Source organism: Natrialba magadii ATCC 43099 (assembly GCF_000025625.1).
In the GTDB taxonomy this organism is placed as follows: Archaea; Halobacteriota; Halobacteria; order Halobacteriales; family Natrialbaceae; genus Natrialba; species Natrialba magadii.
The window spans coordinates 3,137,053-3,162,682 of the sequence record NC_013922.1; the positions used below are offsets into that span (position 1 = coordinate 3,137,053).

The 25,630-nt window shown below is 62.9% G+C and carries 18 protein-coding genes; 7 read left to right on the top strand and 11 right to left on the bottom strand.

What is annotated here, in order from left to right; translation table 11 throughout:
* Positions 1 to 19 precede the first annotated feature (19 nt).
* Positions 20 to 349, bottom strand: coding sequence for a hypothetical protein (locus tag NMAG_RS14665; RefSeq protein WP_004214706.1), 330 nt, complete (start codon positions 347 to 349; stop codon positions 20 to 22).
* A gap of 560 nt (positions 350 to 909) precedes the next feature.
* Here NMAG_RS14665 and NMAG_RS14670 point away from each other — a divergent pair.
* On the top strand, positions 910 to 2,877 hold the full coding sequence (locus tag NMAG_RS14670; RefSeq protein ID WP_004214705.1) for an ATP-binding protein: 1,968 nt from the start codon (positions 910 to 912) through the stop codon (positions 2,875 to 2,877).
* Here the strand turns inward: NMAG_RS14670 and NMAG_RS14675 are convergent.
* Entirely contained in the window at positions 2,865 to 4,040 is a 1,176-nt protein-coding gene (locus tag NMAG_RS14675; protein WP_012996772.1) for a DegT/DnrJ/EryC1/StrS family aminotransferase, read from the bottom strand. The genes NMAG_RS14670 and NMAG_RS14675 overlap by 13 nt on opposite strands.
* A 187-nt stretch (positions 4,041 to 4,227) precedes the next feature.
* On the opposite strand from NMAG_RS14675, the gene NMAG_RS14680 reads away from it, so the two are divergent.
* Entirely contained in the window at positions 4,228 to 5,853 is a 1,626-nt protein-coding gene (locus NMAG_RS14680; RefSeq protein ID WP_004214703.1) for an alkaline phosphatase family protein, read from the top strand.
* Entirely contained in the window at positions 5,850 to 6,872 is a 1,023-nt protein-coding gene (locus tag NMAG_RS14685; RefSeq protein ID WP_004214702.1) for a lipid II:glycine glycyltransferase FemX, read from the top strand. The genes NMAG_RS14680 and NMAG_RS14685 overlap by 4 nt, the downstream gene beginning before the upstream one ends.
* Before the next feature lie 36 nt (positions 6,873 to 6,908).
* Here the strand turns inward: NMAG_RS14685 and NMAG_RS14690 are convergent, their stop codons facing one another.
* The gene (locus NMAG_RS14690; RefSeq protein WP_004214701.1) at positions 6,909 to 7,229 is read right to left on the bottom strand and encodes a MarR family transcriptional regulator; all 321 of its coding nucleotides are present in this window, start codon (positions 7,227 to 7,229) and stop codon (positions 6,909 to 6,911) included.
* 184 nt (positions 7,230 to 7,413) lie between these two features.
* Between NMAG_RS14690 and glmM the strand changes: the two genes are divergently transcribed.
* A complete protein-coding gene (glmM, locus tag NMAG_RS14695) occupies positions 7,414 to 8,751 on the top strand; it encodes a phosphoglucosamine mutase (protein WP_004214700.1) in 1,338 nt (445 codons plus the stop codon).
* 564 nt (positions 8,752 to 9,315) lie between these two features.
* Here glmM and NMAG_RS14705 read toward each other — a convergent pair.
* Positions 9,316 to 9,525 (bottom strand): DUF7563 family protein, encoded by a 210-nt coding sequence (locus tag NMAG_RS14705; RefSeq protein ID WP_049912840.1) that lies wholly within the window; start codon positions 9,523 to 9,525, stop codon positions 9,316 to 9,318.
* A gap of 408 nt (positions 9,526 to 9,933) precedes the next feature.
* On the opposite strand from NMAG_RS14705, the gene glmU reads away from it, so the two are divergent.
* Positions 9,934 to 11,115 (top strand): bifunctional sugar-1-phosphate nucleotidylyltransferase/acetyltransferase, encoded by a 1,182-nt coding sequence (glmU, locus tag NMAG_RS14710; RefSeq protein ID WP_004214697.1) that lies wholly within the window; start codon positions 9,934 to 9,936, stop codon positions 11,113 to 11,115.
* A 334-nt stretch (positions 11,116 to 11,449) separates the two neighbouring features.
* Here the strand turns inward: glmU and glmS are convergent, their stop codons facing one another.
* The gene (gene glmS / locus NMAG_RS14715) at positions 11,450 to 13,264 is read right to left on the bottom strand and encodes a glutamine--fructose-6-phosphate transaminase (isomerizing) (RefSeq protein ID WP_004214696.1); all 1,815 of its coding nucleotides are present in this window, start codon (positions 13,262 to 13,264) and stop codon (positions 11,450 to 11,452) included.
* Between the two features lie 852 nt (positions 13,265 to 14,116).
* On the opposite strand from glmS, the gene NMAG_RS14720 reads away from it, so the two are divergent.
* Both NMAG_RS14720 and NMAG_RS14725 read left to right on the top strand, forming a co-directional pair.
* Positions 14,117 to 16,177: a cation:proton antiporter gene (locus tag NMAG_RS14720; RefSeq protein ID WP_004214693.1), complete on the top strand. Its 2,061-nt coding sequence runs from the start codon at positions 14,117 to 14,119 to the stop codon at positions 16,175 to 16,177.
* A 114-nt stretch (positions 16,178 to 16,291) separates the two neighbouring features.
* Positions 16,292 to 16,480, top strand: a complete 189-nt coding sequence (locus NMAG_RS14725; RefSeq protein ID WP_004214691.1) for a DUF5786 family protein — start codon at positions 16,292 to 16,294, stop codon at positions 16,478 to 16,480.
* Between the two features lie 547 nt (positions 16,481 to 17,027).
* On the opposite strand, the gene NMAG_RS14730 is transcribed toward NMAG_RS14725, so the two are convergent.
* From NMAG_RS14730 to NMAG_RS14755, 6 genes are all read right to left on the bottom strand, one after another.
* Positions 17,028 to 17,786, bottom strand: coding sequence for a helix-turn-helix domain-containing protein (locus NMAG_RS14730; RefSeq protein WP_004214690.1), 759 nt, complete (start codon positions 17,784 to 17,786; stop codon positions 17,028 to 17,030).
* Between the two features lie 300 nt (positions 17,787 to 18,086).
* Positions 18,087 to 21,869 carry a bacterio-opsin activator domain-containing protein gene (locus NMAG_RS14735; RefSeq protein WP_012996773.1) on the bottom strand — a complete coding sequence of 1,261 codons (3,783 nt, stop codon included), beginning with the start codon at positions 21,867 to 21,869 and terminating at the stop codon, positions 18,087 to 18,089.
* A gap of 277 nt (positions 21,870 to 22,146) precedes the next feature.
* Positions 22,147 to 22,575 carry a universal stress protein gene (locus NMAG_RS14740; protein ID WP_004214687.1) on the bottom strand — a complete coding sequence of 143 codons (429 nt, stop codon included), beginning with the start codon at positions 22,573 to 22,575 and terminating at the stop codon, positions 22,147 to 22,149.
* Positions 22,576 to 22,993: 418 nt separating this feature from the next.
* Positions 22,994 to 23,668, bottom strand: a complete 675-nt coding sequence (locus NMAG_RS14745; protein ID WP_004214685.1) for a cytochrome c biogenesis CcdA family protein — start codon at positions 23,666 to 23,668, stop codon at positions 22,994 to 22,996.
* A gap of 2 nt (positions 23,669 to 23,670) precedes the next feature.
* Positions 23,671 to 24,237, bottom strand: coding sequence for a TlpA family protein disulfide reductase (locus tag NMAG_RS14750; protein WP_004214683.1), 567 nt, complete (start codon positions 24,235 to 24,237; stop codon positions 23,671 to 23,673).
* Between the two features lie 2 nt (positions 24,238 to 24,239).
* Positions 24,240 to 25,118 (bottom strand): SCO family protein, encoded by an 879-nt coding sequence (locus tag NMAG_RS14755; RefSeq protein WP_012996775.1) that lies wholly within the window; start codon positions 25,116 to 25,118, stop codon positions 24,240 to 24,242.
* Positions 25,119 to 25,630 lie beyond the last annotated feature (512 nt).

Below are 25,630 nucleotides of genomic sequence, written 5' to 3' on the forward strand. Positions count from 1 at the left end.
GCACGAGTCTGATCCGACCCTAGCCAACTTCCGCGAGCGGCGGCGTGTCCGCTTCGACTTCGTCGACTTCTTCAACCCGGTCGACGGCACGCACACCGACACCCGACTCGAGTTCGCGTCTCGCAAGCGATTCATCCGCAACGCGGTCAACGACGAACAGGCGTGCCTCGAGGTCGACGGTCGTCTCGTTCAGTGCGGGCGAGACGCCGCGAATATCGACCGTGTTGACAGCGTCGACCGCGCCGATTCGTTCGAGGACGTCGACCGCACCCTCCGCGAGGCTGCCAGCGGCACCAAGCGGCACGCGAACGGTGAGCGTTGCAACGACTGCAGTCTGGGTACTGTTCATGAGGCTCCCGTCGAGAGTCGAACTCGTGTTGGATCGTCGCTGCCGAGTCCCTGCGACGATCGGTGCCAGCCCAGTATGCTGCGGGAGCGGTGTGCCCCGCGCAGGTATCGCTGGCCGGCATCGCAGAGACAGACAGCCTCCGAGGGGAGACGGAGAGGCTGAGAAACGTCGCGGCGACCCCGACCGGCGAACACGTGCGCGGTGCGGACGGGGTCGAATCGACGGCGCGGTGCCGTCAGCGGTCCCGTCCACGACCACCGAGACGTCCATTTCCAGTGAGATAGACACTGGAGATGGACGCAAGCACTCCCTTGCCGACAGCGATGGCTGCCGGATGGCGAGTGCACGGTGGCGTGGTCGGGATCATCGGAACGATCGATACGTTGAGCGGCAGTGACATAATTGTTTCTCAGGTATGCTGTGGGTGGACTTACCACGACCTGAGAGGCCAGCACGCCGAGGACCGGTCGTCCAGACGGACTGTCACGCAGAGGCCAATATTCAAGGTCGCGTGTTCGGACTGTACTGATAATGACCGAGTCGCGCGCAGTCGGGGTGGGATGGCGGTGAGCGAGCAACGCGAGGTGCTCGTGGGCGAAACGGCCGACGGCACGGATCTACACCTGCCGGTCGTCGAACTGCTGACCGGCCGGGGATTCGTCACCGGCAAGTCCGGATCCGGGAAATCAAACACCGCTTCCGTCATCGCGGAGGAGTTGCTCGAGGCCGGCTTCCCCCTCCTCATTGTCGACACCGACGGCGAGTACTACGGCCTCAAAGAGGAGTACGAGATGCTCCACGCCGGGGCCGACGAGGAGTGTGACATCCAGATCGGGCCCGAGCACGCCGAACAGATGGCGACCCTCGCCTTAGAGGAGAACGTCCCCGTCATCCTCGACGTTTCGGGCTATCTGGACGAGGACGTTGCAAACGAGCTGTTGCGCAAGATCGCCCGCCAGCTGTTCGTCAAGGAGAAGAAACTCAAGAAACCGTTCCTGCTCGTCGTCGAGGAAGTTCACGAGTACATCCCCGAAGGCGGCGGCGTCGGCGAGACCGGCAACCTCCTGATCAAGATCAGCAAGCGCGGGCGCAAGCACGGCCTCGGCATCCTCGGCATCAGCCAGCGCCCCGCCGACGTCAAGAAGGACTTCATCACGCAGGCGAACTGGCTCGTCTGGCACCGCCTCACCTGGGACAACGACACCAAGGTCGTCGGCCGGATCATCGACACGGAATACTCGGAGATGGTCTCCGATCTCGACGACGGCCAGGCGTTCGTCCAGACCGACTGGACCGATATCGACGTCCGCAAGGTCCAGTTCCGCCGCAAGCGCACCTTCGACGCCGGCGCGACGCCCGGTCTCGACGACTTCGAGCGCCCCGAACTCAAGTCCGTCTCCGACGCCCTCGTCGGCAACTTACAGGACATCTCAGAACGCAAGGACCGCGAACAGGACCGCATCCACGAACTCGAGAACGAACTCGAGAAGAAAGAGAAACGAATCGAGACCTTAGAGGACGAACTCGAGTCGGCCCGCGACGTCTCGAGTGCGGCGAAGCAGATGGCCGACGCGCTGAGCGGCCGGAGTACGGTGCAGACGCAACTTGGCGGCGGAAGCGATGAGGAGTTGCGGCGATTGCACGAAGAGGTCGTCGAACTGGAGGATGAGCGGGACGAACTGGCGGACGAGCGAGATGCGTTGGAGACCGAGCGCGACGAACTACGCGAGCAACTCGAGTCCCGCGAGAAACGCATCGAGTCGTTCGAGGGGACACTCGAGTCGCGCGCGGAGACGGTAGCGAGTTTGCGGTCCCAGCGGGATCGGTTGCGGTCGCGGGTGCGAGAGCTGGAACGGGAGCTTCGTAGCGGCGAAACTGCGTCTACTGGTGTCGCTGCTGATTCAGACACAGCCTCCGCCGCTGAAGCGGAGTCCTCGACTGACACAATCGTGCAAGCGGGCGGCACGCCGGTCGAACTCGGCTACGTGACCGTCGACGACGAGGACGAGGACGAGGCGGACGGCGATACCAGTGACGACATCCACCCCCGATTTATCGTCGCTAACGACCAGGACGAGTACGACCTGCGCGATGTCGTCACGCTCTTCGAGACCACCTGGATCGGCGACCGGCTCCACCGTGCCAGCGAGGGCTCTCGCTGTACCGTCGAAACCGCCGCCCACGTGCTGGAGGTGCTCGCGCGCGAGGGTGCACTCGAGACGGAGCAGATCGCGAGCAGGGTCGATCGGTCGACGGTGGCAGTCCAGAGCCTGCTTTCGGAGCTCCGAACGGAGTCGATTCTCGATCGGACGGAGGTACGGTCGTACGAACTCGCGGGTCCAGTGCGGGCGAAGTTACACGCATTGGCGACCGACGAGTACGACGCGGAGGTTCCTGATGAACAGACAGGGAACGAGGACGCCGACGCCGATGGAGACGGAGACGGAGACGGGGACGGAGACGGGGACGAGGGCGATCAGACACAGAAAGACCACAAACAGGACCGGCGAGAAACTCACTCCCACTGAAGCGCATCACCGACCGACTCGAGTGCTGCCGAATCGACGTGCTGGTGGACCGGCAGTGTCACGATTTCTCGCGAGAGCCGGGTCGCCGTTTCGTACGCGGGATTCTCGAGGACGGTGCCGGCGAGGCGCGGCCAGGTATGGACGCCGTCGACGCCGACGCGCTCGAGTTCAGCGATGAACGCGCGGGCGTCGTCGGTTCGAACCGGAAACGCCTGGGGGCAGATGCCGTCAGGCAGCGAGTCGAAGACCGGGTCAAGGGTGTCGTAGTCGTCGAGAATGTGCCGCCAGATGCGGAAGTTGTCCCGCCGCGTCTGCCGAATCTCCGTGGGGTCGATATCGTTCGCGAGGTAGGCTGAAAGCGTTGACATCTGTGTCTTCCACGCTTCGTACCGGTCTGCGGGGCTGCCGACGGTCGGCGTGGTGGAACCGCTACGTCGCCCGGTGAGTAACGCGTCGACGGAGTGGCGGACAGGTGGTGCCGTGTCGAGGAACTCCTGAATTACCGATTTGAGGATATACCGACAGTCAGACGCGTCGACGCGCCCGCGGATACCCGCGAGCGGCGACGGTTCGTAGCGGTCGCTGACCGATTCGTCGGTACAGTAGAGAATCGCTCCGTTCGGAATCGGCAGCAGTTTCCAGAGACTCGTGATGCCGATGTCGCCGCGGGTTCCGAGCAGTGTGCCGTGGTCGACGCTCAACGGGGCGTGGGCGTTGTCGTCGATGTGGTAGCAGTCGGCGTCTGCAACGATTGACTCGAGTTCCGCGAGGCCAGGCTGGGGAAAGCCGAAGTAGTTTACCGACATGACGGCGAGCGTGTCTTCGTCCAGCCGTCGCTCCAGGTCGACGAAATCTGGGGCGAGCGTCGGTTCGACGGCGTAGTATCGCGGCTCTACCTCGAGTTCGCGAAGTGGTTCGACGACGCCGTCCGGCAGGTACGCCGGGACGAGCACGTTCTGTGAGCGGGCCCCGTCGACGAGTCCGGCGAGTCCGTCTCGTAGTGCGACCTTTCCGGAACCGTAGAAGTGATACTCGTCGGCGTAGCGGTCGATGAACCGTTCAATGCCGGTTGGCTGCTGGGTCGGCAGCGATGTCACGAGCAACGATGGTGTCCCGCTATCATCGATTTGAAAGCCAGCTCGCAATCCTTGCCACCGATACACACATCACGCATGCGTGATTGCCGGTGCGGGCCTTAGTGATGCGGCCGATACAGTCGACAGCGGTCGCGAAAGCCGAACTTACGGCGACGAATCGATTCGTCGATTGCCGACGGCTTCCCGCTGCAGACCGGGCTTACAGGTCACAAGAGTTCGCATAACAAAGCCCGGACGCCGAAACATGTCATCCATGGACGATTCGACAGACGAACCTGGGCTTCGATTGCTGGTCGTCGGTCTCGACGCCGGCTGTCGGCCAATTCTCCATCGACTGTTCGAGAATGGCGAGGTTCCGACGCTCCAGCAACTGTTCGACAACAGCGCTAGCGGGCCACTCGAGTCCCAGATTCCGCCGTGGACGGCCAGCGCCTGGCCGTCGATGTACACCGGGAAGAACCCCGGCAAACACGGCGTCTTCGACTTCCTTTCTTTCGATGGCTACGACTGGGACGTGGTGAACTCGACGCACGTGCGCGAACGCCCTGTCTGGGAACTGCTCTCCGACCACGGCATCTCGAGTGTCGTCGTCAACGTGCCGGTCACCCACCCCGCACGGGAGTTCGACGGCGCACTGATTCCGGGGATGACCGCACCCGAAGACCCCGACTGCCATCCGGAAGGGATACTCGAGGACGTGAAGCTCGCCTGCGGTGACTACCGGATCTACCCCCAGAGCGGTCCCGAACCGGACCGATCGATCGAGGGCTACGAACGGACCCTCGAACTCCGCGGGAAAGCGTTTCGCTACCTCTGTCGGCGCATCGAGCCCGGCTTTGGCTTTCTCCAGTTCCAGCTCACTGACTCCGTCTTCCACGAACGTCCGGGCGACAAGAAGGCCATCGAGGCAGTCTACCGCGAAGTCGACCGCCAGCTCGAAGCAACACTCGAGGAGACCGACCCCGACAACATCCTGGTCGTTAGCGACCACGGGATGGGGCCCGTCTCCGGCCCCGAGTTCCGGGTCAACGAATTCCTGCGCGACCAGGGCTACCTGGACGGCCAGAAGGGCGGCGAGGGAATGCCAAACTGGTCGACCGCCTGGGAGAACGATCTGCTGGAAGGCGAGGACGCGAGCGAGCACGAGGCGGGCGCGGTAGAACGGGCGATGAACGCCGCGGCCAGGGTCGGGATCACGACCCAGCGCGTTGCGAGTGCACTCGAGTACGTCGGGCTCAAGGAGCCGATCGGGCGACGGGTACCCAACGATATGATCCGTGCGGCGAGCGAGCAGGTCGACTTCCCGAATTCGATGGTCTACATGCGCTCGAAGAGTGAGCTTGGGTTACGGATCAATCTCGAGGGGCGCGAGCCGAACGGGCAGGTGCCAGCTGATGACTACGAGCGGGTGCGAGACGAGGTGATCGACGCGCTGGCGGACGTGCGAACGCCGGACGGTGAGCCGGTGTTCGACGCCGTCGCGCCGCGGGAAGCCTACTTCGACGGCCCGTACGTCGAGCACGCGCCGGATATCGTCACCGTCCCGGCCGACTTCGATACAGCCGTCGCCGCCGACCTCGGACAGGCGCAGTTCGGCGAGCCGATGGAGGCCTGGAACCACAAGCAAACCGGCGTGGTGGCGACGTCAGGCGAGGCGTTCGACGAGCGTGCCGGCGTCGCGGGTGCGACGATCTTCGATATCGCACCGACGATCTGCTCGCTGTTCGACGTGCCCATCGATGCCGAGATGGACGGGACCACACTTCCGGTGATCGAGGAGAGTTCGCGCACGGAGTACCCGGCCTACGAACCCGACCCGATCACCGTGACCGACGACCGGGCGGTCGAAGACCGTCTCTCTGATCTGGGGTACCTATGAGTATCGAGATTACCGAACTCGACCCGTGGCAAGACGCCGACGAGTGGGACCGGTACGTCGAGCGCTCGGACGGGACGAACCCGTTCTTTCGTGCGGACGCGATCCGGCTGCAGGCACAGGACACGGAGACGACGCCGCACCTGCTCGTCGGCTTCAAGGGCCAGGAGGCGGTCGGCATCTTTCCGATCTTCGAGTTCACCAGAGGACCGGTCACGGGCGCGTTTTCGCCTGCCCCGCAGTCGTGGTCGTGTTACCTCGGCCCCGCCCTACTGAACGTCGACAAGCTCAAACAGCGCAAGGCTGACCGGCGAATCAAGCGCTTCCTCGAAGGCTGTTTCGAGTGGCTCGAAACCGAACTCTCGCCGCTGTACACCCAGTTCGCCGCCGCCGAGTTCGACGACGTTCGCCCGTTCGTCTGGAACAAGTACAACGTAGAGCCGGAATACACCTACGTCGTCGACCTCGAAGGCTCCGAAGACGATCTCCTCGACCGATTCAGCAGCGACGCACGGAGCAACATCCGAAACGCCGACGAGGACGCCTACACCATCGAGGAGGGCGACACCGACGACGTCGAACGAATCGTCGAGCAGGTCGCCGCCCGCTACGAGAACCAGGGGCGCGCGTTCCACCTCAGCCCAGAGTTCGCCCGATCACTTCACCGCACGCTTCCCGACGGTTCGCTCCGTCCCTACGTCTGCCGCGTGGATGGTGAGTTTCTCGGCGGTATTCTCGTCGTTGAGTCCAAGACGACCCGCTACCGGTGGCAGGGTGGTGTCAGACCCGACGCAGACACCACCGTCAGCACCGATCTCGCCATCAACGACCTCCTCGACTGGCACGTCATGCGCGACGGTCTCCGGGATGGACTCGAGTACTACGATCTCGTCGGGGCGGGTGTGCCGAGCATCAACCGCTACAAAGCGAAGTTCAACCCCCGCCTGGTGACGAACTACGTGATCACCTCGGGGGCGTTCGGGTTCGATCTGGTGGTGGATCGATATCGGAAGTATCGGTAACCGGTTCGAGGCTCCTGTTCGACTATTTAGCACCACCTACTGCTCGGCGATCCGGTACTTCGACTGCCGTGCATCCTGCAAACTGACTCGACTGTCGACGTGCTCCGCGTTCTCCAGTTTGCCGAGCGCGTAGCGAACCGTCCGCGAACACAGCCGCGACTCCGCGGCGAGTTCCTCTTGAGTGAGTGAGCCCTCGTACTCGAGTACCTTGTAGACGAGTTTGGCGCTTGGCGGGAGGTCGGTGAGGGTGGTGCTCGGGTCGGGCGCTGACTCGGATTCGGATTCGGCTTCGGATTCGAGTTCCGGATCTGGATCTCGGTCTGGTTCGGCGTCGGGCTCGGAGTCAGTGGCACTCATAGTCAACTGTCTCGGCGTACCTCGTGGCGCTTCTATACCGTTTCGACGGTTCAGAATCATAGGATTGTGCTAACCGAAAGTTGGTGGTCCGTTCTTTGCAACGCAACGACCGACGACACTCGTTTACACGAGCGAGCGCTGTTAACCACAACATAGTAAGGCGCTGGGTCGCGTCACGACCGGTATGTTCGGAACGAGTGGCATCCGCGGGACGGTCGGCGAGGAGGTAACGGCAGACCTCGCACTCGCTGTCGGCCGAGCGGTTGCTTCGGATGGGTACGACACGGTCGTCCTCGGACGAGACGTCCGCGAGAGCGGCCTGCTGCTAGTCGACGCGGTCGCGGCCGGCCTCCGTGAGTGCGGCGCGGACGTGATCGAGGTCGGGGTCGCGGCGACGCCGACCGTCGCCCGCGCGATCGACCACCTCGACGCAGACGCCGGCATCGTCGTGACGGCCTCGCACAACCCGAAGACGGACAACGGCCTCAAGCTCTGGACGCCCTCGGGCAAGGCGTTCGGTCCCGACCAGCGCGACGAAATCGAACGCCGGATTCACGAGTCTGACTACGACCTTGCCGCCTGGGACGAACTCGGCACGCGCCGGCAGTATGAAGACGCGACCGAGCATCACGCGGCACAGCTCGCGGAAGCGGTCACCATCGAGGGCACCCCACATGTCATCGTCGATATGGGCAACGGGGCTGGCGGAATCACTGCCTCTGTCCTCGACGGCCTCGGCTGCACCGTCGAAACGCTAAACGGCCAGCCTGACGGCTCGTTCCCCGGCCGGCCGAGCGAGCCGAACGCGGAGACGCTCGACTCTCTCGCTGCAATGGTCGAGCACACCGACGCGGATCTCGGGATTGGCCACGACGGCGACGCGGATCGGATGATGGCGGTCGACGAGACGGGAACGTTCGTTCCGAAAGACGCGTTGCTCGCGCTGTTCGCCCGCAAGGCAGCGGCTGACGGCGACCGGGTCGCTGCACCGGTCGATACGAGTCTCGCGGTTGACGACGCGCTCGCGGCCGTTGGCGCGTCAGTCACGCGGACGCAGGTCGGTGACGTCTACGTCGCAGAGCGAGCAACCGAGGACGACGTAACCTTCGGTGGCGAGCCCAGCGGGGCCTGGATCTGGCCAGCGGAGACGCTCTGCCCGGATGGTCCGCTCGCAGCCTGCAAGCTGGTCGAGTTCGTCGACACAGCGGGCCCACTCTCCGAGCTCGCGGGCGAAATCGAACAGTACCCAATTCGGCGCACATCGATCGAGGTGGCGGAGAAAGAAGCAGTGATGGCAGCCGTGCAAGAGCGCGTGACCGAGGCCTACGACGACGTAGACACGCTGGATGGGGTCCGCGTCGAGACGGACGAGGGCTGGTTCTTGCTCCGTGCGAGCGGGACAGAACCGCTCGTCCGGGTGACGGCGGAAGCCCGCTCTGCAGCCGCCGCCGAGCGCGTCTTCGACGAGGCACAGACGCTGGTCGAAGACGCGATCGATGCGGTTGGGATCACAGAGCAGTAACGGGATAGCGATGTGTTCGGCGGTTTTTCGGACAGTTGGCTCCTCTACTTGTTCTGGCTTTGCTGACTCTCCCGATTCTCCTGGCCCTCTCGACCCTCTCGGCCCTCTCGACCCTCTCGGCCCTCTCGGCCCTCTCGACTCACCTGACTGCCCCCTCGCATAGCCTGCTGTCTCATCTCACTCACCTGCTCCTTCCCCTGCAAAACGCGGCGGGCATACCAGAACAAGTGGCGCAAGCCGGTGAGCGGTGAGAAGACAGTGATCGCTGTGGGCTGACAGCGGAATGTGCACTCGAGTGGAGCGGGCTGGGAGTGGAGCGGCTGGGTGTGAGGCGAAGAACAGTGAGTGAGAAAGTGAGACGTGGGTACAAGAAAGCGAGATCGGAGGGGGAAGAAAATCGAGAGAGGAGGTAAGCCGTCCATCAGACGAAAGTGAGGAGTCGATGAGCACGACCTCCCCAGTCGGGTGGTGGGACGGGAACGCAGACGGGCGATCCTGCCACGGAGCCGCATCTTCTGGTGTCTGTTACGGTGTCTGTTACCGTCTTTCGACGTATTTGTGCGTCTAGCGCTCCTCTTCGGGGATGAAATCGGAGGTCTTCATCTCGCGATACGTCGCACAGTCGGGGCAAGCGTGGACGACGTCGCGATTGTCACCGAAGACGCGAGCGAACTGGCGGGTGACCTGGTTGCCGCAGTTGACACAGCGGGGGGCGCTCGTTTGCTGGCGAGACGTCATCGGCGTCCACTTCGCATCAGTTGGTTCCGTCGACATCATCAGGCCGTAGCCACAGAAGGGTATTTAATATAGACCGCATAACTCGATTTCTGGACGGTAGCACCGCCGTTTATACCGAATTTACCCGGTTCCACCTGGTTGTGGAAATCGACACTGTAACCGGTTCTACGTTGCGAAATTCAATATTTCCTGAACGTAATGGCTCGTTTTACTGGCCATTCTCGCCACAGTTTCAGATTCGAGTGGCGTTCGCCAGCGCCGCTGGTCGAGCGAGTCGCTGTCAGTTTCACTACGGGTGAGCGTGGCGCTCAGTTGGTGCCACTTGTGGTCTGTCCAACACCAGCGATATCGACTGTGTCGAACGCTGTGAACTGTTTTTCTCACGCTCCGTTCGTTCGATTAGATGCTGTATATTTATCCCCGACATCGCCGTAGGTCAGGGTCATGAAAGCAGTCGTTCTCGCAGCGGGAGAGGGCACCAGGATTCGGCCGCTCTCCGGGTCCGTCCCGAAACCGATGTTACCAGTCGCCGACCGACCGCTCGTTGCCCACACCGTCGACGCCGCGATCGACGCCGGGGCCGAGGAAATCGTCCTCGTCGTGGGCTACGAGGCTGAAACCGTCAGAGCGCACTTCGACGACAGCTATCGTGGGGTCCCGATCACCTACGCCGTCCAGGAGGGCCAGGACGGCACCGCGGACGCCGTCAACGCCGCGAGCGAGCACCTCGACGGCCCCTTCGCGGTCCTCAACGGGGACAATCTCTACGACCCTGCCGCGATCGACGCGCTCTTCGACGCCTGCCCCGCCGTCTGCGCCGTCGAGGTCGAGAACCCGAGCAACTACGGCGTGCTGAGCACCGAGGACGACACCATCGTCGATATCGTCGAGAAACCCGCCGATCCGCCAACGAACCTCGCCAACGCCGGCGCGTATGCCTTCCCCGAGCGCGCCCGCGAGTGGCTCGAGGTCCCCGCCAGCGAACGCGGCGAACACGAGATCACGGACGTCCTCGCTCGGGTCATCGACGAGTTCGCGGTCACCCCGGTCACGACCGATCGCTGGATGGATGTTGGCCGCCCGTGGGAACTCCTCGAGGCCAACGAGTGGAAGCTCGGCGACCTCAACCGGCGCATCGAGGGCGAGGTCAGCGACGCGGCCCAACTCGAGGGCGACGTCGTCGTCGAGGAGGGTGCAACGGTGAAGCCGGGCGTCCTGATCGAAGGACCAGCGCTGATCCGCTCGGGTGCGACGGTTGGGCCGAACGCGTACATTCGCGGGGCAACGCTCGTCGACGAGGACGCGTCGGTCGGCAACGCGGTCGAGATCAAAAACAGCGTTCTCTCTCGTGGAACGTCCGTCAGCCACCTCTCCTACGTCGGGGATAGTGTGCTCGGCCGCAACGTCAACTTCGGTGCGGGGACGACGGTCGCCAACCTTCGCCACGACGACGAGGCGATCAAGTTCACCGTCAAGGGCGAGCGGCTCTCGACGGGACGCCGGAAGTTCGGCGTCGTCGCCGGCGACGGGGTCAAAACGGGGATCAACACGAGTCTGACGCCGGGTCTGAAACTCGACGCCGGCGCGACGTCGCGACCGGGTGAAGTGGTCGAACGAGATCGATAGACCGGTCCTGTTCCTTCCCCAACACTGTCGAAATCGATGAAACCGTTGAAACCCCCGAAGCCGACGTTCCCAGGGGCCGATTTTATGTAACCTGCTCCGGCTAGTCACAGTGGAGGAGTGTCGGTCAGTACCACACCGTTGCTCGATCGTCGCTCTTCCAGCCCACTCGAGTTCGACATCACTCGAGTATGGGTCACGATCACCCGGCGCTGCGCGGAGCCGGGGCTACGGGGGTGGCCTCGGCTCCGGTAGCTGCCGTTTCTCGTCACCTGTACTCTTGTCCTGACCGCAAAACAGCACAGAACTGCCGTGGGCAGCGGTCGCTGCACGTTCGCTACTCGACCGTGACGCTCTTGGCGAGGTTCCGCGGCTTGTCGATCGGCCGATCGAGCAGCTCCGCCGCGTGGTAGGAGACGAGCTGGAGCTGCACGTTCGCGAGCAGCCCCGCCAGTTCGTCGTCAGCGTCGGGAATCTCGAGATGCTCGTCTGCGACCTCGGCCGCGCGGTGTCCCTCGGGACAGACCGCGATGACCGGCGCACCACGTGTCTGGGCTTCCTCGGCGTTCTTCAGCGTCTTCTCGTCCTCCTCGCCGGTGAAGACCGCGAACACCGGCGTATCCGGCGTTACCAGCGCGAGCGGCCCGTGCTTGAGTTCGCCCGAGGCAAAGCCCTCTGCGTGTTCGTAGGTAATCTCCTTGAATTTGAGCGCGCCCTCGAGTGCAACCGGATAGCCGAGGCCGCGACCGATGAAGAAGTACGACTGGCTGCCCTGGTATTGGCTCGCAATGTGTGCAGCGTCGTCTGTGGCGAGCAGGTCCTCGAGTTGGCCCGGCATCTGGGCCAGGTCGGGGAGTAGTGACTGCAGGTCCGCCGGAGTCTCGTCGCGGGCATCGGCGGCGATCCGCTGGGCGAGCAGTGTGAGCATGACGGCTTGCGAGGAGAACGTCTTGGTTGCGGCGACGCCGATCTCGGGGCCGGCGCGGATGAACAGCGTGTCGTCAGCTTCGCGGGCGGCGGTCGAGCCAACGACGTTCGTGACCGTGAGCGTGTCGGCACCCGCTGCGGTCGCCTGCCGGAGCGCACTCAGCGTGTCTGCCGTCTCGCCGCTCTGGGTGACCGCGATTACGAGTGTGTCGTCGTCGACCGGCGGTGCCGTCACGCTATACTCGTTCGCGAGCAGCGCCGTCGCGTGGATGCCGGCCTGATTCAGCGCGACCGAGCCGTACAGGGCAGCGTGATAGGACGTCCCGCAGGCGATGAGCTGGACGTTCTCGACGCCGTCGAACGTCCCCGGCGGGAAATCCTCGAGCGCGATTCGCCCGTTTTCGGGGTCGATTCGGCCCTCGATGGCCTGGGCGAGCGCGGTCGGTTGCTCGTGAATCTCTTTGAGCATGAAGTGGTCGTACTCGCCCTTGCCAGCCTGTTCGGGGTCCCACTCAACGGTCTCGAGTTCGCGCGAGATTGACTCGCCTGCGAGGTCGGTAAACTCGACGCCCTCCACGTCGATAATCGCTACGTCACCGTCCTCCAGATAGGCGACGGTGTCGGTGTACTCGAGGAACGCCGGCACGTCGCTGGCGAGGAAGAACTCGTCGTCCTCGACGCCGACGACGAGCGGGGAGCCCTTGCGAGCAGCGTAGAGAACGTGTTCGCCGTCGACCATCGCGGTCACGGCGTAGCTCCCCTCGAGTTCGTCGATGGCACGACGGAATGCGGCCTCGCTTTCCATGCCTTCGTCGAGGTAGTACTGAATGAGGTGTGGGATAACTTCGGTGTCGGTATCGCTCGTGAACGTGTGGCCACGCTCGCGGAGCCACGTTTTGAGCCCAGCGTAGTTCTCGATGATGCCGTTGTGGACGACGGCGACGTCTTCGGTGCCGTCGGTGTGTGGATGGGCGTTCTCGTCGGTCGGCGGCCCGTGAGTCGACCAGCGCGTGTGACCGATGCCGACGTTACCCTCGATGTGGCGCTCTCCAATCGAACTCTTTAGCTCCTCGACCTTCCCAGAGCGTTTCTGGACGGCGATACCGGAGCCGTTCTGGACCGCGATACCGGCGGAGTCGTAGCCACGATACTCGAGATTCTCCAGCCCGGTCAGGAGTGTATCCAGTGCGTCGTCAGTGCCGACGTGACCGATAATGCCACACATTAGCAACTCACCAGTGAGTAGGGGTCTGTGGTCGCAGTTTCGTGTCTGTACTCGAACGCAATCTCGAACTCGGGCCGACCGTGCCTGTGTTCGGATCCACATTCGCCAGTCCCGCAGCTACCTGCGGGCTGGGACCGGGAGTCGGACCGGAAGCGAGAGCTGGATGAGCGAGACGACCGACGGCGAATCGATCGGTCCCCTGTCCCGATCCGGTGGGCGTTGGAACGGTGCGCGGACATAGTAGCTTCTCAATCAGGCCGAACCCATTACTATAGATTGACTACTCAGGACAGTCACAGCGACAGGTACTGCCAGTTCTTCACTACTCTCCGACAGTGTTCCGGCCGTGACCGTTCTACGTTCGTGAACGACTTTCTGAAAAACGTTCTCTCTGCTGGCAATTTCTCCGAACACCCACACTGAACCTGCACGACTTCGAGGGTATGTCAACCAAACATGCGAGGGAGACCCGAGTATGGCACACCGAACGATGGTGTACGCGCTGCCGAACGTCCAGTTATGGCGTGGAAACAGCAGGATGAATGGGGGTGGTCGGAGCACGACTCAGTTGGCGATGACCAGCGCGACGTGCCGTCGGCAATCGGCTACAAAACTGGCGAGTAGCGAGTCAATAGTGGGACAATCGGTCGCCCCTCCAGTTTCGATTCCACGGACGGGACGAAATTGGTCACTCATCGATATTTGCCGATCGAAATCCTGCATTTTATTAACTTCCTCCCCCGTTTGTCGCGATGAGTACGCCGTTCCCTCTCGAACGACGACAAAAGTTGCATAACTTGCCGGAACTATCGAGCAGTTGCTGTTACCAACCGCTATACAGTCGCCTCATCGATGCTCTCACCACTCGTCGTCGAACCGGTCTCTCTCCCGCTCGAGGAACCCGTATTCGTCTTTACGGCCGCTATGGTCGTCTTCCTCGTCGGGCCGCTCCTCGTCAAACGATTCGGCCAACCTGGTATCGTCGGCATCGTGCTCTTTGGCGCGCTCATTGGTCCGGACGCACTCGAACTCGTCGAGCACTCGGACGCGATCGAACTACTCGGTGAGGTCGGCCTCGTCTATCTGCTGTTCACTGTCGGGCTAGAACTCGACATTCGGACGTTCAAGGAGGCACCGGAGAACGCGACGTTGTTCGGACTGGCGAGTTTCTTCATTCCGTTTCTCGTCGGGACGTTTGCCACACACACGATTCTCGGGTTGCAACTCGAGGGCGCACTCCTGCTGTCTGCGGTGTTCGCTTCGCATACGCTTCTGGCGTACCCGGTCGTCAACCGACTCGGCGTCACGAAGAATCGGGCCGTTGCGGCCGTCTTCGGTGGCATTCTCTTCACCGATACGCTCGCGCTCGTCGTTCTCGCGGTCGTGACGGGTGCCGTCGAGGACGGGTTCTCGTTCCTGCTGTTCGGTGAGGTCGCCCTCTCGATCGTCCTTCTGTTCGGCAGCGCCTGGCTCGTGGTCCCGCCGGTCTCGCGGTGGTTCTTCCAGAACTTCAGCCAGGAGAGTTACTTCGAATTCCTCTTCGTCATGGCGGCAATCTTCGCTGCGGCGACGCTCGCAGAGATCCTCGGCCTCGACGCGATTCTGGGGGCGTTCGTCGCCGGGATTGCGATCAACCAGCTCATTCCGCAGGGTGGAACGTTGATGAACCGGATCGAGTTCGTCGGGAACGCCTTCTTCATCCCGTTCTTCCTGCTCCACGTCGGGATGCTCGTCGATCCGACAGTTATCATGGCTGGTCCAGAAACGCTGCAAATTACGGCCCTGGTCGTCGGCATTATGGTTGCCACAAAAGGGGCCGCCGCTCTCCTCGTTTCGAGGATACAGGGCTATACACCGAACGAGCGAAACGTCATCTTCGGACTGTCGACTGGACAGGCCGCGGCCGCACTGGCGATTACCCTCATCGGCTTTGAGATTGGGCTGTTCACCGACGAAATCCTCAACGCCGTCGTGTTGTTGTTGCTCGTGACGGCGGTTTTGAGCCCGTGGGTCACCGAACGTGCCGCGACGAAACTCGCCTACGAGAGCGAGGTCGGCGAGGACGACGGCGACGGCCGCGACCCCTCGATCCTGCTCCCGCTTTCACACCACGCCAATCTCCAGCACCGGCTCCTCGAACTCGCGTTCGTGCTCAAGGGCGACCGCAGTAGCGAGCCGATCAACGCAATGACCGTCGTCCAGCCCGACGGTTCCACACCGACAGAAAAGCAGGTCGCCAGCGTCCAGTCCGATCTCAACGAGCTCGCGGCCGCCGGCAGCGCCGCAGAGGTCCCAGTCGAGACCGAGACCCGCGTCAACCACAACGTTGCGTCCGGAATCGTCCAGGGTGCCGTCGAGGTGCAGGCAAACCAGATCCTCATGGGCTGGGACGCAGGCGAGAGCTTCCGCCATCGCATCTTCGGGAGCATCATCGATCAGGTCCTGGAGCAGACGACGCTTCCCGTCCTGATCTCTCGGCTCGGTCACCCGATCAACACGACGCGCCGGCTCTTCGTCGTCGTCCCGCTCGGCGCGGACCACCACGAGGGCTTCTACGAGGCCGTCCACATCGTCAAGCGCCTCGCCTCCAATCTCGGTGCCGAACTGAACGTGATCGTCATCGAGGGCTCTGCCCATCAGTACGAACAGCTGTTCGACCTCGTCGAGGAAGATACCCCAGCCGAGTTCGACGAAATCGATAACTGGGGGCGGCTCCTGCCGCGACTCGAGAGCCAGACTGAAGACGACGACCTGATCGTCTCTATCGCACCGCGTCGCGGTGACGTCGGCTGGCACTCCGAACTCGAGGACCTCCCGGCACGTCTCGCCGAGTTGCCACCGGAGTCGTTCATCACGATTCACCCGCGACAGGGCGAGCCGGAGTACGACCGCCAGTACCTCCGGCTGAAGTGAGGAAGTGGGGAAGTGAGGAAGTGAGAAAACAATTCAGCCGAAAAACACGTGCGAACCCGTTGCAGAGCAGGTTCGAACCGCCACACCTATGCGTGGTCCCGACCCAGGTATCCTATGGGTTTTGGTAGCTACGACGAATCCGAGCAGCAGCAACAGACGACCGACGACGATGACGATGTCGAAGCGGTCAACGTCCACCAGAACGACCACGACGGTCAGATGTCCTTCGAATCCGACGTTTCAACCGACGAACTCGTCTCCCAGCTCGGCGAGATGCGAGACGACGACGGCGACGACGAGTAACGGCCGTTTGCTCACTTCGTGTTTTCGCAGCTCCGTCTCTTCGTACTCGAGTACCCCTGTTTCCACGATCGCTCGTCGATAGTTGCCGCTGACCGGTGACGAGGAGAGTAGTTGTATAGTAACAACTGCAACTCGTTACACACTGATCGCACAGCCCACTCGCGGGTCACGTTGTTCCGCGTTCGCTGTGTCGCGGTTCTCACTCACTTCGTTCGCTCGCGGGTCACGTTGTTCCCCGCTCGTCGTCCGCGGTTCTCACTCACTTCGTTCGCTCGCGGGTCACGTTGTTCCCCGCTCGCGGTCCGCGGTTCTCACTCACTTCGTTCGCTCGCGGGTCACGTTGTTCCCCGCTCGTCGTCCGCGGTTCTCACTCACTTCGTTCGTTCCGAACCGCGCTCGCTCCGAACCGCGCTCGCTCCGAACCGCGCTCGCTCCGAACCGCGCTCGCTCCGAACCGCGCTCGCTCCGAACCGCGCGCTCGTCGTGCGATCAGGCGTGCATTGACTTGCAGTGGCTACTATAGAATAGCCTCCGACACGCAGCGTCGCTACGCGATCGTCGCGCCACAAAGTTCGCCGATTGCACGGCGAAGACGCTGTGACACCGCAGACTTCGAGACACCGAGCCGGTCCGCGAGTTCGTCCTGCGAGATGCCACGTGGTACGTCGAAGTACCCTTCCTGGTAGGCGACCAGCAGGAGTTCTTGCTGTTTCTCCGTGAGTGCGACGACGCCGTCGTCCTCGTCGTCGGAGACGCGGAGGTGCTCGACGGCGACGGACATCCCGCGCGTGCGACACTCGTCGTTGAACGAGACAAGCGAGTCTCGGTTCGGGAATCGAAGCTGTACGAGCCAGCCGTCGCGCGTACTGGTGATCTCGAGTACTCGGCCGTTCGTGTCGGTCGCGATCGGCATGAACGTCAGCGCGCGCTCGGTCAGCGTAACCCGGTAGACGCGCCTGTCAGGGTAGCGATCGACGAGTACGGGGTCGGTAATCGTGGGATCCTCCGCGAGCGCGCCCTCGAAGCCGTCGAACTCGGTGCCGTAGACGGTAACGAACAGCACGGTGCGGTCCGTCGTCGTCCAGTATTCCGGTTCGACAGTGACGTCGAGTGCGCGTCGAAGCGTTGGGCGAAGCACGAGATCGGCGTGCTCGAGGCGCAGTTGCGCCACGATTCCACCATCCGCCTGTGATCGGAGGACGTCACACTGGGCCTCGCCCGGCGGCGAGGGTGGGCTGTCAGTCGTCGTCTTCGGTTCCGAATCGGTCTCAGCCGACGTCTCGCCGTCGGTGAGATCGAGACTCACGCATCACTCCCCCATCCGTGTGGATGGCTGTCGTAAGCTGTTGTTACCGGACGATCGCTCATTACGTACGAGATTCGACGCGACTTACATGGACGTGCCAGCTAGATAGCAACATCGGTTAGAAACGCGATACAATATGTATTCATCCGTCGAAAGACGTGAGCGTAGCGCTGCGAAAGAAACAGTGAATTATCGCTCGCACACGCCTGGCAGTTGTGGCTAAGAGTGGACTACAGATGGGTAATACGATATTACGCAGGGATTCGAACGGCTTCGAACCGGTTTCACACCGACCCACCATCACTCGACTGCGTCGAACAGCAAGTCGAAGAGCTTCCGCTGTGCCGTTCGGAGGTGGCGACTGAACGTTGGCTGCGATACATCGAGTGACGCTGCGATTTCCTCGCCCGTACTCTCGCGAGGCCACGCGAAAAACCCGCCGTAGTACGCCGCCTCGAGCGTCCGCCACTGCCGATCCGAGAGCCGATCGCGCAGTTCCGCATCAAACGCCCGCGTGGGCCGTGGCCGTGCATCTCGCTCGCGTCGAGCGACCAGCCGTGTACTCTCAGCAGTCGCCTCGAGTCGTTCGACGATCGATCTCACCGGGCTCGTTTCCGAGTCTGGTCCGGGAACCGTCAGCACCAACCGTGTCCGCCCATCGAGTGGCACTACTGATCGGAGGACACCACCGTGGTCCGCGAGGATATCCGCAATCGTCTCCGACTCGAGTACGAGTTCGATTGGGGGGCCGTTTCCGGTGTTGGTGTTGTTGGTGTGGATGTCCGTTCCTGTGCCCATGTCGGTGTCGTCACCGGCTCCAGTCTGTGCATCCCGATTACTGACGAGTCGCGCGCGTGTCACCCCGTCGAGTTCGGTCGCCGACTCGAGGAGTGCCGACAGCGAGTCGCCCGTCTCATCAGCGGGTACGCTTTCGGCGGGCTCGGTGTCTAACTCACGAACCGTACAGTAGAGTGCTGACCCGCCATCGGGTCGTGGAACGACTGCCCGCACGTCGAGCCCTCGGCCGAGACGGCCTGCGACGCTCGTTATCGGATCGGTCGACTCGTGGAGGACGACCTCGAGTTCGGTCACACGGTCGGTGAGCAGCGCCTGCGTTCGTGCAAGCGCGCTGAGCGCGTAGCCTGCAACGTCTCCCAGCCGGCGATACGACTGCTGTGCACGCTCGTCGAAGGCGTTCGGACGGTCGGCGTAGACGGTAAACACGCCGTAGCTGATCCCACCGTACTCGACCGGCACGCTGACCGCCGAGCGAACGCCGGACTCGAGTAACGTCTGGTGCCACGACTGGGTTGCTGGTTCGAGGTCAGCGTCATCGAGTGTGGCAAGATCGTCGACGACGGCGGGTGTTTGGGTTGCTGCTGCGCGGGCAGTGGGGTCTGTGGCGGCTGTATCGATGGTGATCGATGGCTGTGGCTGTGGTTCGGTTTCGGTGTCGAATGCTGTTTGGCCCTTGCCCTCACCCTCGCCCTTGCTCTCGCCCTCACCCTCTCTCGCTCCGTCGCTCTCACCCACGTGAGTCCCGTCGGTCGAACCCGCCCAGCGCTGTGGAGTGACGGTTTCCGAGCCGGTTTCGATGCGGCCGAACCAGGCGAGTGTGGGGGTAGCGCCACTCCCCGCCTCACTCGTCGTCGGGAGCGACTGCCCCACGTCACAGAGCCGTTGTTCCACTGCACTCCGGCTCTCGGCTGTGAGCACCTCGCGTTCACCCGCCGTGACCGCATCAGCGTGCGAGAGTGTGGCTGCGAGCCGCTCGCGCTCGCGGTGACAGTCCTTGGTCCGGTCGCGTGCGACGGCGCGCTCGAGTGCGATGCTCCCCGCGGCAGCCAGTGCGGACACTGGTTCCGTCTCGAGTGCGTCGAACGCGAGCGGGTCGCTGCCGGTTGCGAGGATCACGTCGTTGTCGGTGATCGGGACGGCGAGGACGCGGGCTGCACGGAGTCCGGTCCGGTCGAGAAACGCGCTGGCAGTGGTGTCGTCGACGATGCGAACTGTGTGTGGGTGGTCGTCGGTGTCGGCGTTGTCGGCGCTGTCGGCGCTGTCATCGTCACCGTCGCCGTCCACACCCTCGAACGCCAACGCGAACGCGAGCGACGCCGGCTCAACCGGGGGCGGATCGAGCCGCGGAACGTCGGCTCCAGTCGCGAGTGCAACGGGACGGAACACCGACACTGAATCGTCCGCGGCCGAGCCCGAACCCGTCTCCGACTCCTCACGCCGGTACCAGCCAGCAAACTCGGCGTCCACCTCCGTGCGCAGCCCATCGACGACCGCCTGTTGAATGGCCGTTTGGGATGCCTGCTCTCGAAGCGACTCGAGTGCCGCCGTGAGCCGCGAAAGTGAGCCAGCGGCCGAGCGCTGGCGGTCGCGCACGACACAGAGGGTTCGCCCGGCGTCAGAAAGCGGGGCAACCAGCACGTCGACTCGCTGGCGGTCGCCGTGAGGTCCGAGGAGGTCTCCCTCGACGGGGTCCATCCACCGGAAGACCGGCGAGTCCGCCCGTTCACGAATCGTTGCGACGAGGTCGTCGTCGAACAGCGAGTGGATCGATGTGTCTGCGAGTGTGTCGGTGTTGATGCTGGTACCGGTGTCGGTGTTCATATCGGTAGCAGTGTCGGTATCGGTGTCGGTAGCAGCAAGTTCACGTAACGCCGTATTCGCAAACTCGATCGTTTCCCCATCGAGAACGGCAATTCCGTCATCGAGTGCGTGGACGAGTTCCTCGAAAAGTGCGAGTCGCTGTCTCTCTTCGGCGGGAGTCGACGCCGAGTCTGCGTCGTCAGCAGTACTGACACGCATCTCGTGGATACTGACCGTAAGGCCGTCCTCGCCCGGAGCGGCTGTCACGAGGAGTCGACCGTCGCTGTCGGACTGGGCTGCATCGGAGCGTGTCGCGGGTTCTCCCACCGATACCCCTGGCGGCGCTGGCGTCTCGAACTGCGCTCCCGAACCCTGGTCGCTGGCGTCGTGCAACCGCTCGACAAACGTCTCCCGTATCGCTGCCGGTAGGCAGTCCCAGATGACCGTGCCCTCGAGTGGGCCGCGTGCTCTCGACCACGCCTCCGCTGTTTCGTCCGTCTGCGCTGACCGCTCGCTCGGTGTGTCGCCGAGGAACCGGCGGGCGGCATCGTTCGCCCACCGGAGTTCCCAGTCAGGACCAAGCGAGCAGAGTGCGACCGGCAACTGATCGACGACAGCACGGTCGGGCGCGTCGTCAGCGTCGCCACTCTCGTCAACCTCGGCTGCCGCACCGACCGACTCGACCGTGGCAACGATACCCTCGAGTGCCGGGTCCGAGAGCCGGGACACGCAGGCGAGTTCGACGACGCGCCAGGTGCCGGCCGCCGTCCTGAGACGAACCTGCACGCGTTCGGTCGTACCGACTGCGCCGTCTGCGACAGTCCTGATAGTCTGGTGAAGCCCCTCGCGGTCGTCCGGGTGGACGAACGCGCTGAGGCGCTCCCCCTCGAGTACTGGTGGCGCGTGACCGGTCTGTGATTCGATGGCCGGGTTCACCGACCGGATCTCGCCCGTCTCCGTGAGAACCAGAACCGGCGTGGTCGTGGTTTCGAGGATCGTTTGAACGCGCGCGTGCTCGCGATTGCGTCGCTCCCGATCATCCGTTTTCTCGACCTGCTGTCGGCCAACGAGGCCGTCCACGCGGGCTGCGACCACCGCCGTCGGATCGGCTGGCGTCAGTACGTCGGTGGCACCGGCCGCGAGCGCCGCAGTCCCATTCTCGGGTGTCGTGAGCGCCAGGATTGGCGGCAGTCTGGCCACCGCACTGTCATCCTCGAGTGCAACGAGGGCTTCGAGCGGTGAGCGCTCCTCATCGGCGCTGTAGGCACAGACGAGACAGTCGACCGGCCGACTCGCTCCCTGCTGGCGCGTCGCATCGACGAGTCGCTCGCGTGCCGACCCGACGCTGTCGACGCTCTCGACCGAGACGGACTCGAGTGCATCTGCGAGCGCGGCGGCGGTGCGCTCGAGTGGTGCGGTGTCACCGACGACGAGAACGAGTGGGCGATCACCGACAGCCACAGAAGTGCTGTCGCGGTCGCTCATCGGCAACTCACCGCCGATTTCGGGGTTGGTAGTCCGCGTGAGCGAACTGGTGGTCGGCGACTGCTTCGGTATCGATACCGACCGAGTGCATGCCGGCGACCGAGGCGCACGGTCACACCGGAGTCTTCGCCTCTGGCACGTTAATTATCGATTCCGTATGGGTGGGTAAGTGTGTGTTACGGGTACTGATACTGGTACAGGTACTGACACTGGTACTGGCACTGACATTGGTACTAGCACTGACATTGGTACCAGACCGGTACCGGTTCCGTTCCTCTCACTCAGCCTCCGACTCTCGAACGGTGACGACCGGAACCGACGCGTTCTGAATCACTTCCTCAGCAACACTCCCGACAACCAATTTGTCGAGTCCGGAGCGACCCACAGTGCCGACGATAATCATATCCATCCCCTGTTCGTCGGCGAAGCCAACGATTTCATCCTGTGGGACCCCGTCGAGGATGGTCGTCGTCACTTCAATCCCGACATCGGCGGCTGCACGCTCCGCTTCGGCAACGGCGGCTTCAGCGTCCGATTCCGCGTCGGTGCGCATCTCGTCGCGTTTCTCGGTACTGTGTGGTCCCTCTTCGGCAACCGAGAGAATATGCAGTGTGCTCTCGAGTCGGTAGGCGAGTTCGATCGCGTGTTCAGTCGCTTGCGCTGCGCCCTCACTGCCGTCGGTCGCGAGCACCAGATCCTGATACATCGTCTATTTATTTCGGGCGTGTCCGGGATACATCTCTGACTTGCCGTTGCCGGCCCTGGTGTTCTTCCGAAACGCGAATTGTACTCGAGCCCCACTCGAGTGAGGCGGATAGCGGCCAGCCAGCAGTCAAAACACGACGATCCAATCGTTTCCGCAGTGTCGACACTCGAACGTTCGTTTGAGCCCGGATTCCGTTATCGTTCGGCTCCGTTCGGTGGCAGTTCCTTCGAGGCAATTTGGGCACTGTTCTCGTCGCACACCCCCGTATACTGACCGCCCTTACAAATAAGCGGCCGGCAAAGTATGTTGGTCCGGAGGTGACCGCCTTCGAGATCGAAGGAGAGTGGTGTTGTTGCTGGATTGCTGGCGGTGTGAGCCCCACCGGAGTACATCGAGAGTGTCGGACCGGGCGCGCCGTTCAGATCACGTCCAGAATAAAAATGGCCAGGTAGAGTTGTCCCAGTCCGGCCAGGACCATGATCGCACCGGCCACACGCTTGAGCAGGCCGCTGTAAGCCGCCAGCGAGCCGGCGCTTGCGACGAGTCCCATCCCCGTTGCAACCGTCAACGCGACCATCAACACGACGACGCTGCCGACGTACATGCCGAGTACTACCGCCGCGGACATCGGTTCGAACGTGAGCGCACTCGCGATCACCGCACCGAAAAGCGGAGCGACACAGCCTGCAGCTGCCAGTGCGTAGCCAACGCCGAAGATCAGAAAACCGCTCACACCCGACCGCCGCTTCGGCAGAGCGACCGACAGCGAGGGGGCACGATCGAGCAAGACGAGCACGCCGAAGACGACGAGCACGGCACCGACGATCGGTTCGAAGAGTGTTATGTTGGTCAGCGTCGAGTGACCGATCCAGAACGCCGCGCCAAGCAGCACGACGAACGTGGCGAGGACACCGAGACCGGCGATCAACCCTCGACTCAGTGCACCGGTGAGAGTGGCCTCTTTCTGTTCGGTCTGGCTCACGTAGAAGCCGACGTAGCCGGGCAACAGCGGGTACGCACATGGAGAGAAGAACGTTGCGATACCTGCGGTCAGGGCGAACGTGGCCGCAGAGAGGAGTTCAACCGTCGCCATGTTCAGGGAGATTCCTCCACATCGGTTTCTTCCTCAATCGTCGCGACGATCTCGTCGGCCGAGTGGACGCCACTGTCGGACCACTGGAGGCGGCCCGAGGCGTCGATGACGGCTGCGGTCGGAAAGCCCCCGTCGAGATAGCGTTCCGTCATCTCCGCGTTGTGGTCGACCCCCAGTAGCCAGTTCCCGTCGTGTTCGGCCCACCAGTCGACGAGTTCGTCCTCGGTAATCGACCGGTTCTCACCGACACCCTCACTCGTGACCGAGATGAAAAGCACCTGGTCTCCGATTCGCTCGTTGGCTACTGCGAGTTCGGGCATCTGTTCGACACAGGGTGGACACCAGGTACCGAAGAGGTCGATGAACGTCGGCTGGTCCTGTGCGGGTATCAGTACCTCACCCGCCTCACTTCCTTGCGCCTCGACGGTTTCGATGGGGAGTGGTTCGTGGCGCTCGCCATCTTCGCCGAGAAGCGTCTCGGGTGAGGGGACACCGTAGACTGCGACCGCCCCGGCTCCCGCGAGCACACCAGCGCTGCCAATTCCGGCGAGGACATCTCGGCGCTGCATGATCAGTGCTGTGCGACGGTTTGGGCGTCCTCGACGATCTGTTCGATACTCGTCCCCTGCTCATCGTTGAGCACCTGTGGATAGGCGCGCTCGACGATACCCTCCTTGTTGACTAGCACGACCAGGTTGATGTGGTTGAAGGTGTATTCGCCGTGGTCGTGGTCGTCGTGGTCGTCGTGGTCGTCGTGGTCGTCGTGGTCGTCGTGGTCGTCGTGGTCGTCGTGGTCGTCGTGGTCGTCGTGGTCGTCGTGATCATCATGCTCACCGTTCTCTCCGTGCCCCTCGTGTGCATCTGCAATCTCGTCTTCGTCTTCGACCCGTTGAATTCGCATCCCGATCTCCTCATTGACGAGCTCCTCTGCCTCCTCGTACGTCTCCGGCCGAAGGAAATGCCAGTTCCCCGCATCGAGGTCTGCCCCCTGCTGCTGGCCGTACTCCTCGAGTACGTCCGCGGTGTCTCGTTCGGGATCGAACGTCAACCCGAGCAGGCTAATGTTGTCGCCGTAGCCTTCTTCGGCGGCGTCTTCTTGGACTCGGCGCAGCCGCAAGAGGAGGGCCGGACAGGCGCCATCGGGACAGGCAGTGAAGAAGAACGTAATCACGAACGCACGCTCGCCGACGAAGTCCTCGGTCGAGATGGTCTCCCCGGTGAGCGGATCCGGTACCGAGATCGGTGGGAATCGATCGCCGTAGACTGGATGTGAGTATGCCTGGGGATCACCAGGCATATCCTGCGTGTCGAGCACGGTCTGGTCCGCGTACTCGCCATACGACAGTTCCTGGTCGTCGTCGCCGCTCAGCTCGTCGAGACAACCGGCGAGGCCGGTGAGGCCAGCAGCCCCCGCCGCCCCAAGCGAGCCGAGGTACGTCCGTCGCTCCATAGGGGTTACTGTGGACGGCGTGAGCAAAGGTTCGTTGGTTTCTCTCCCGAAAGCACCGGACAATTCCCGAACATATACGCTCACTCCTGTGGGTGTCGATGGGTGGTCGATGTTCGCCGTTTCTGGCTGTGTTTGCGTCTACTCTCATCCATGCTCGTGCCAACACTTGAAGCTACGTGCTACATCTCGGTTCAGACCGTGTCTACAGGCTGTACAGGACGATTAACCCGGGGTCGGACGGACGACTGTGATTGCCGTGACTGAGCGGAGCGAAACTTTGCGGGGTCCGCGGAGTCCGCGAGACCTTCGGTCTCGCTTGATGAGGAGAATAGTTGTCCCTCGAACCACCTGCCCCCGAAGAGTTCACACAGCAACGCAACGGTTTCCAGTCACAACCAGGTAGTATCGTCCAACGCTATCGAACGACATCGCGGGGACTCGACGGCGTTCGAAGGAATCTGAGGCAACCCGAAGGAACCGGTTGCCACCTCTTTGCCCCCGTCTTGTCCGCG

Coding starts and splice junctions, on each gene's coding strand:
- NMAG_RS14725 (WP_004214691.1), top strand. CDS start 16,292: ATGGGTTTTGGTAGCTACGACGAATCCGAGCAGCAGCAACAGACGACC.
- glmM (WP_004214700.1), top strand. CDS start 7,414: ATGTTCGGAACGAGTGGCATCCGCGGGACGGTCGGCGAGGAGGTAACG.
- NMAG_RS14705 (WP_049912840.1), bottom strand. CDS start 9,525: ATGTCGACGGAACCAACTGATGCGAAGTGGACGCCGATGACGTCTCGC.
- NMAG_RS14685 (WP_004214702.1), top strand. CDS start 5,850: ATGAGTATCGAGATTACCGAACTCGACCCGTGGCAAGACGCCGACGAG.
- NMAG_RS14680 (WP_004214703.1), top strand. CDS start 4,228: ATGGACGATTCGACAGACGAACCTGGGCTTCGATTGCTGGTCGTCGGT.
- NMAG_RS14670 (WP_004214705.1), top strand. CDS start 910: ATGGCGGTGAGCGAGCAACGCGAGGTGCTCGTGGGCGAAACGGCCGAC.
- NMAG_RS14745 (WP_004214685.1), bottom strand. CDS start 23,668: ATGGCGACGGTTGAACTCCTCTCTGCGGCCACGTTCGCCCTGACCGCA.
- NMAG_RS14755 (WP_012996775.1), bottom strand. CDS start 25,118: ATGGAGCGACGGACGTACCTCGGCTCGCTTGGGGCGGCGGGGGCTGCT.
- NMAG_RS14735 (WP_012996773.1), bottom strand. CDS start 21,869: ATGAGCGACCGCGACAGCACTTCTGTGGCTGTCGGTGATCGCCCACTC.
- NMAG_RS14750 (WP_004214683.1), bottom strand. CDS start 24,237: ATGCAGCGCCGAGATGTCCTCGCCGGAATTGGCAGCGCTGGTGTGCTC.
- glmS (WP_004214696.1), bottom strand. CDS start 13,264: ATGTGTGGCATTATCGGTCACGTCGGCACTGACGACGCACTGGATACA.
- NMAG_RS14740 (WP_004214687.1), bottom strand. CDS start 22,575: ATGTATCAGGATCTGGTGCTCGCGACCGACGGCAGTGAGGGCGCAGCG.
- NMAG_RS14665 (WP_004214706.1), bottom strand. CDS start 349: ATGAACAGTACCCAGACTGCAGTCGTTGCAACGCTCACCGTTCGCGTG.
- NMAG_RS14690 (WP_004214701.1), bottom strand. CDS start 7,229: ATGAGTGCCACTGACTCCGAGCCCGACGCCGAACCAGACCGAGATCCA.
- NMAG_RS14720 (WP_004214693.1), top strand. CDS start 14,117: ATGCTCTCACCACTCGTCGTCGAACCGGTCTCTCTCCCGCTCGAGGAA.
- glmU (WP_004214697.1), top strand. CDS start 9,934: ATGAAAGCAGTCGTTCTCGCAGCGGGAGAGGGCACCAGGATTCGGCCG.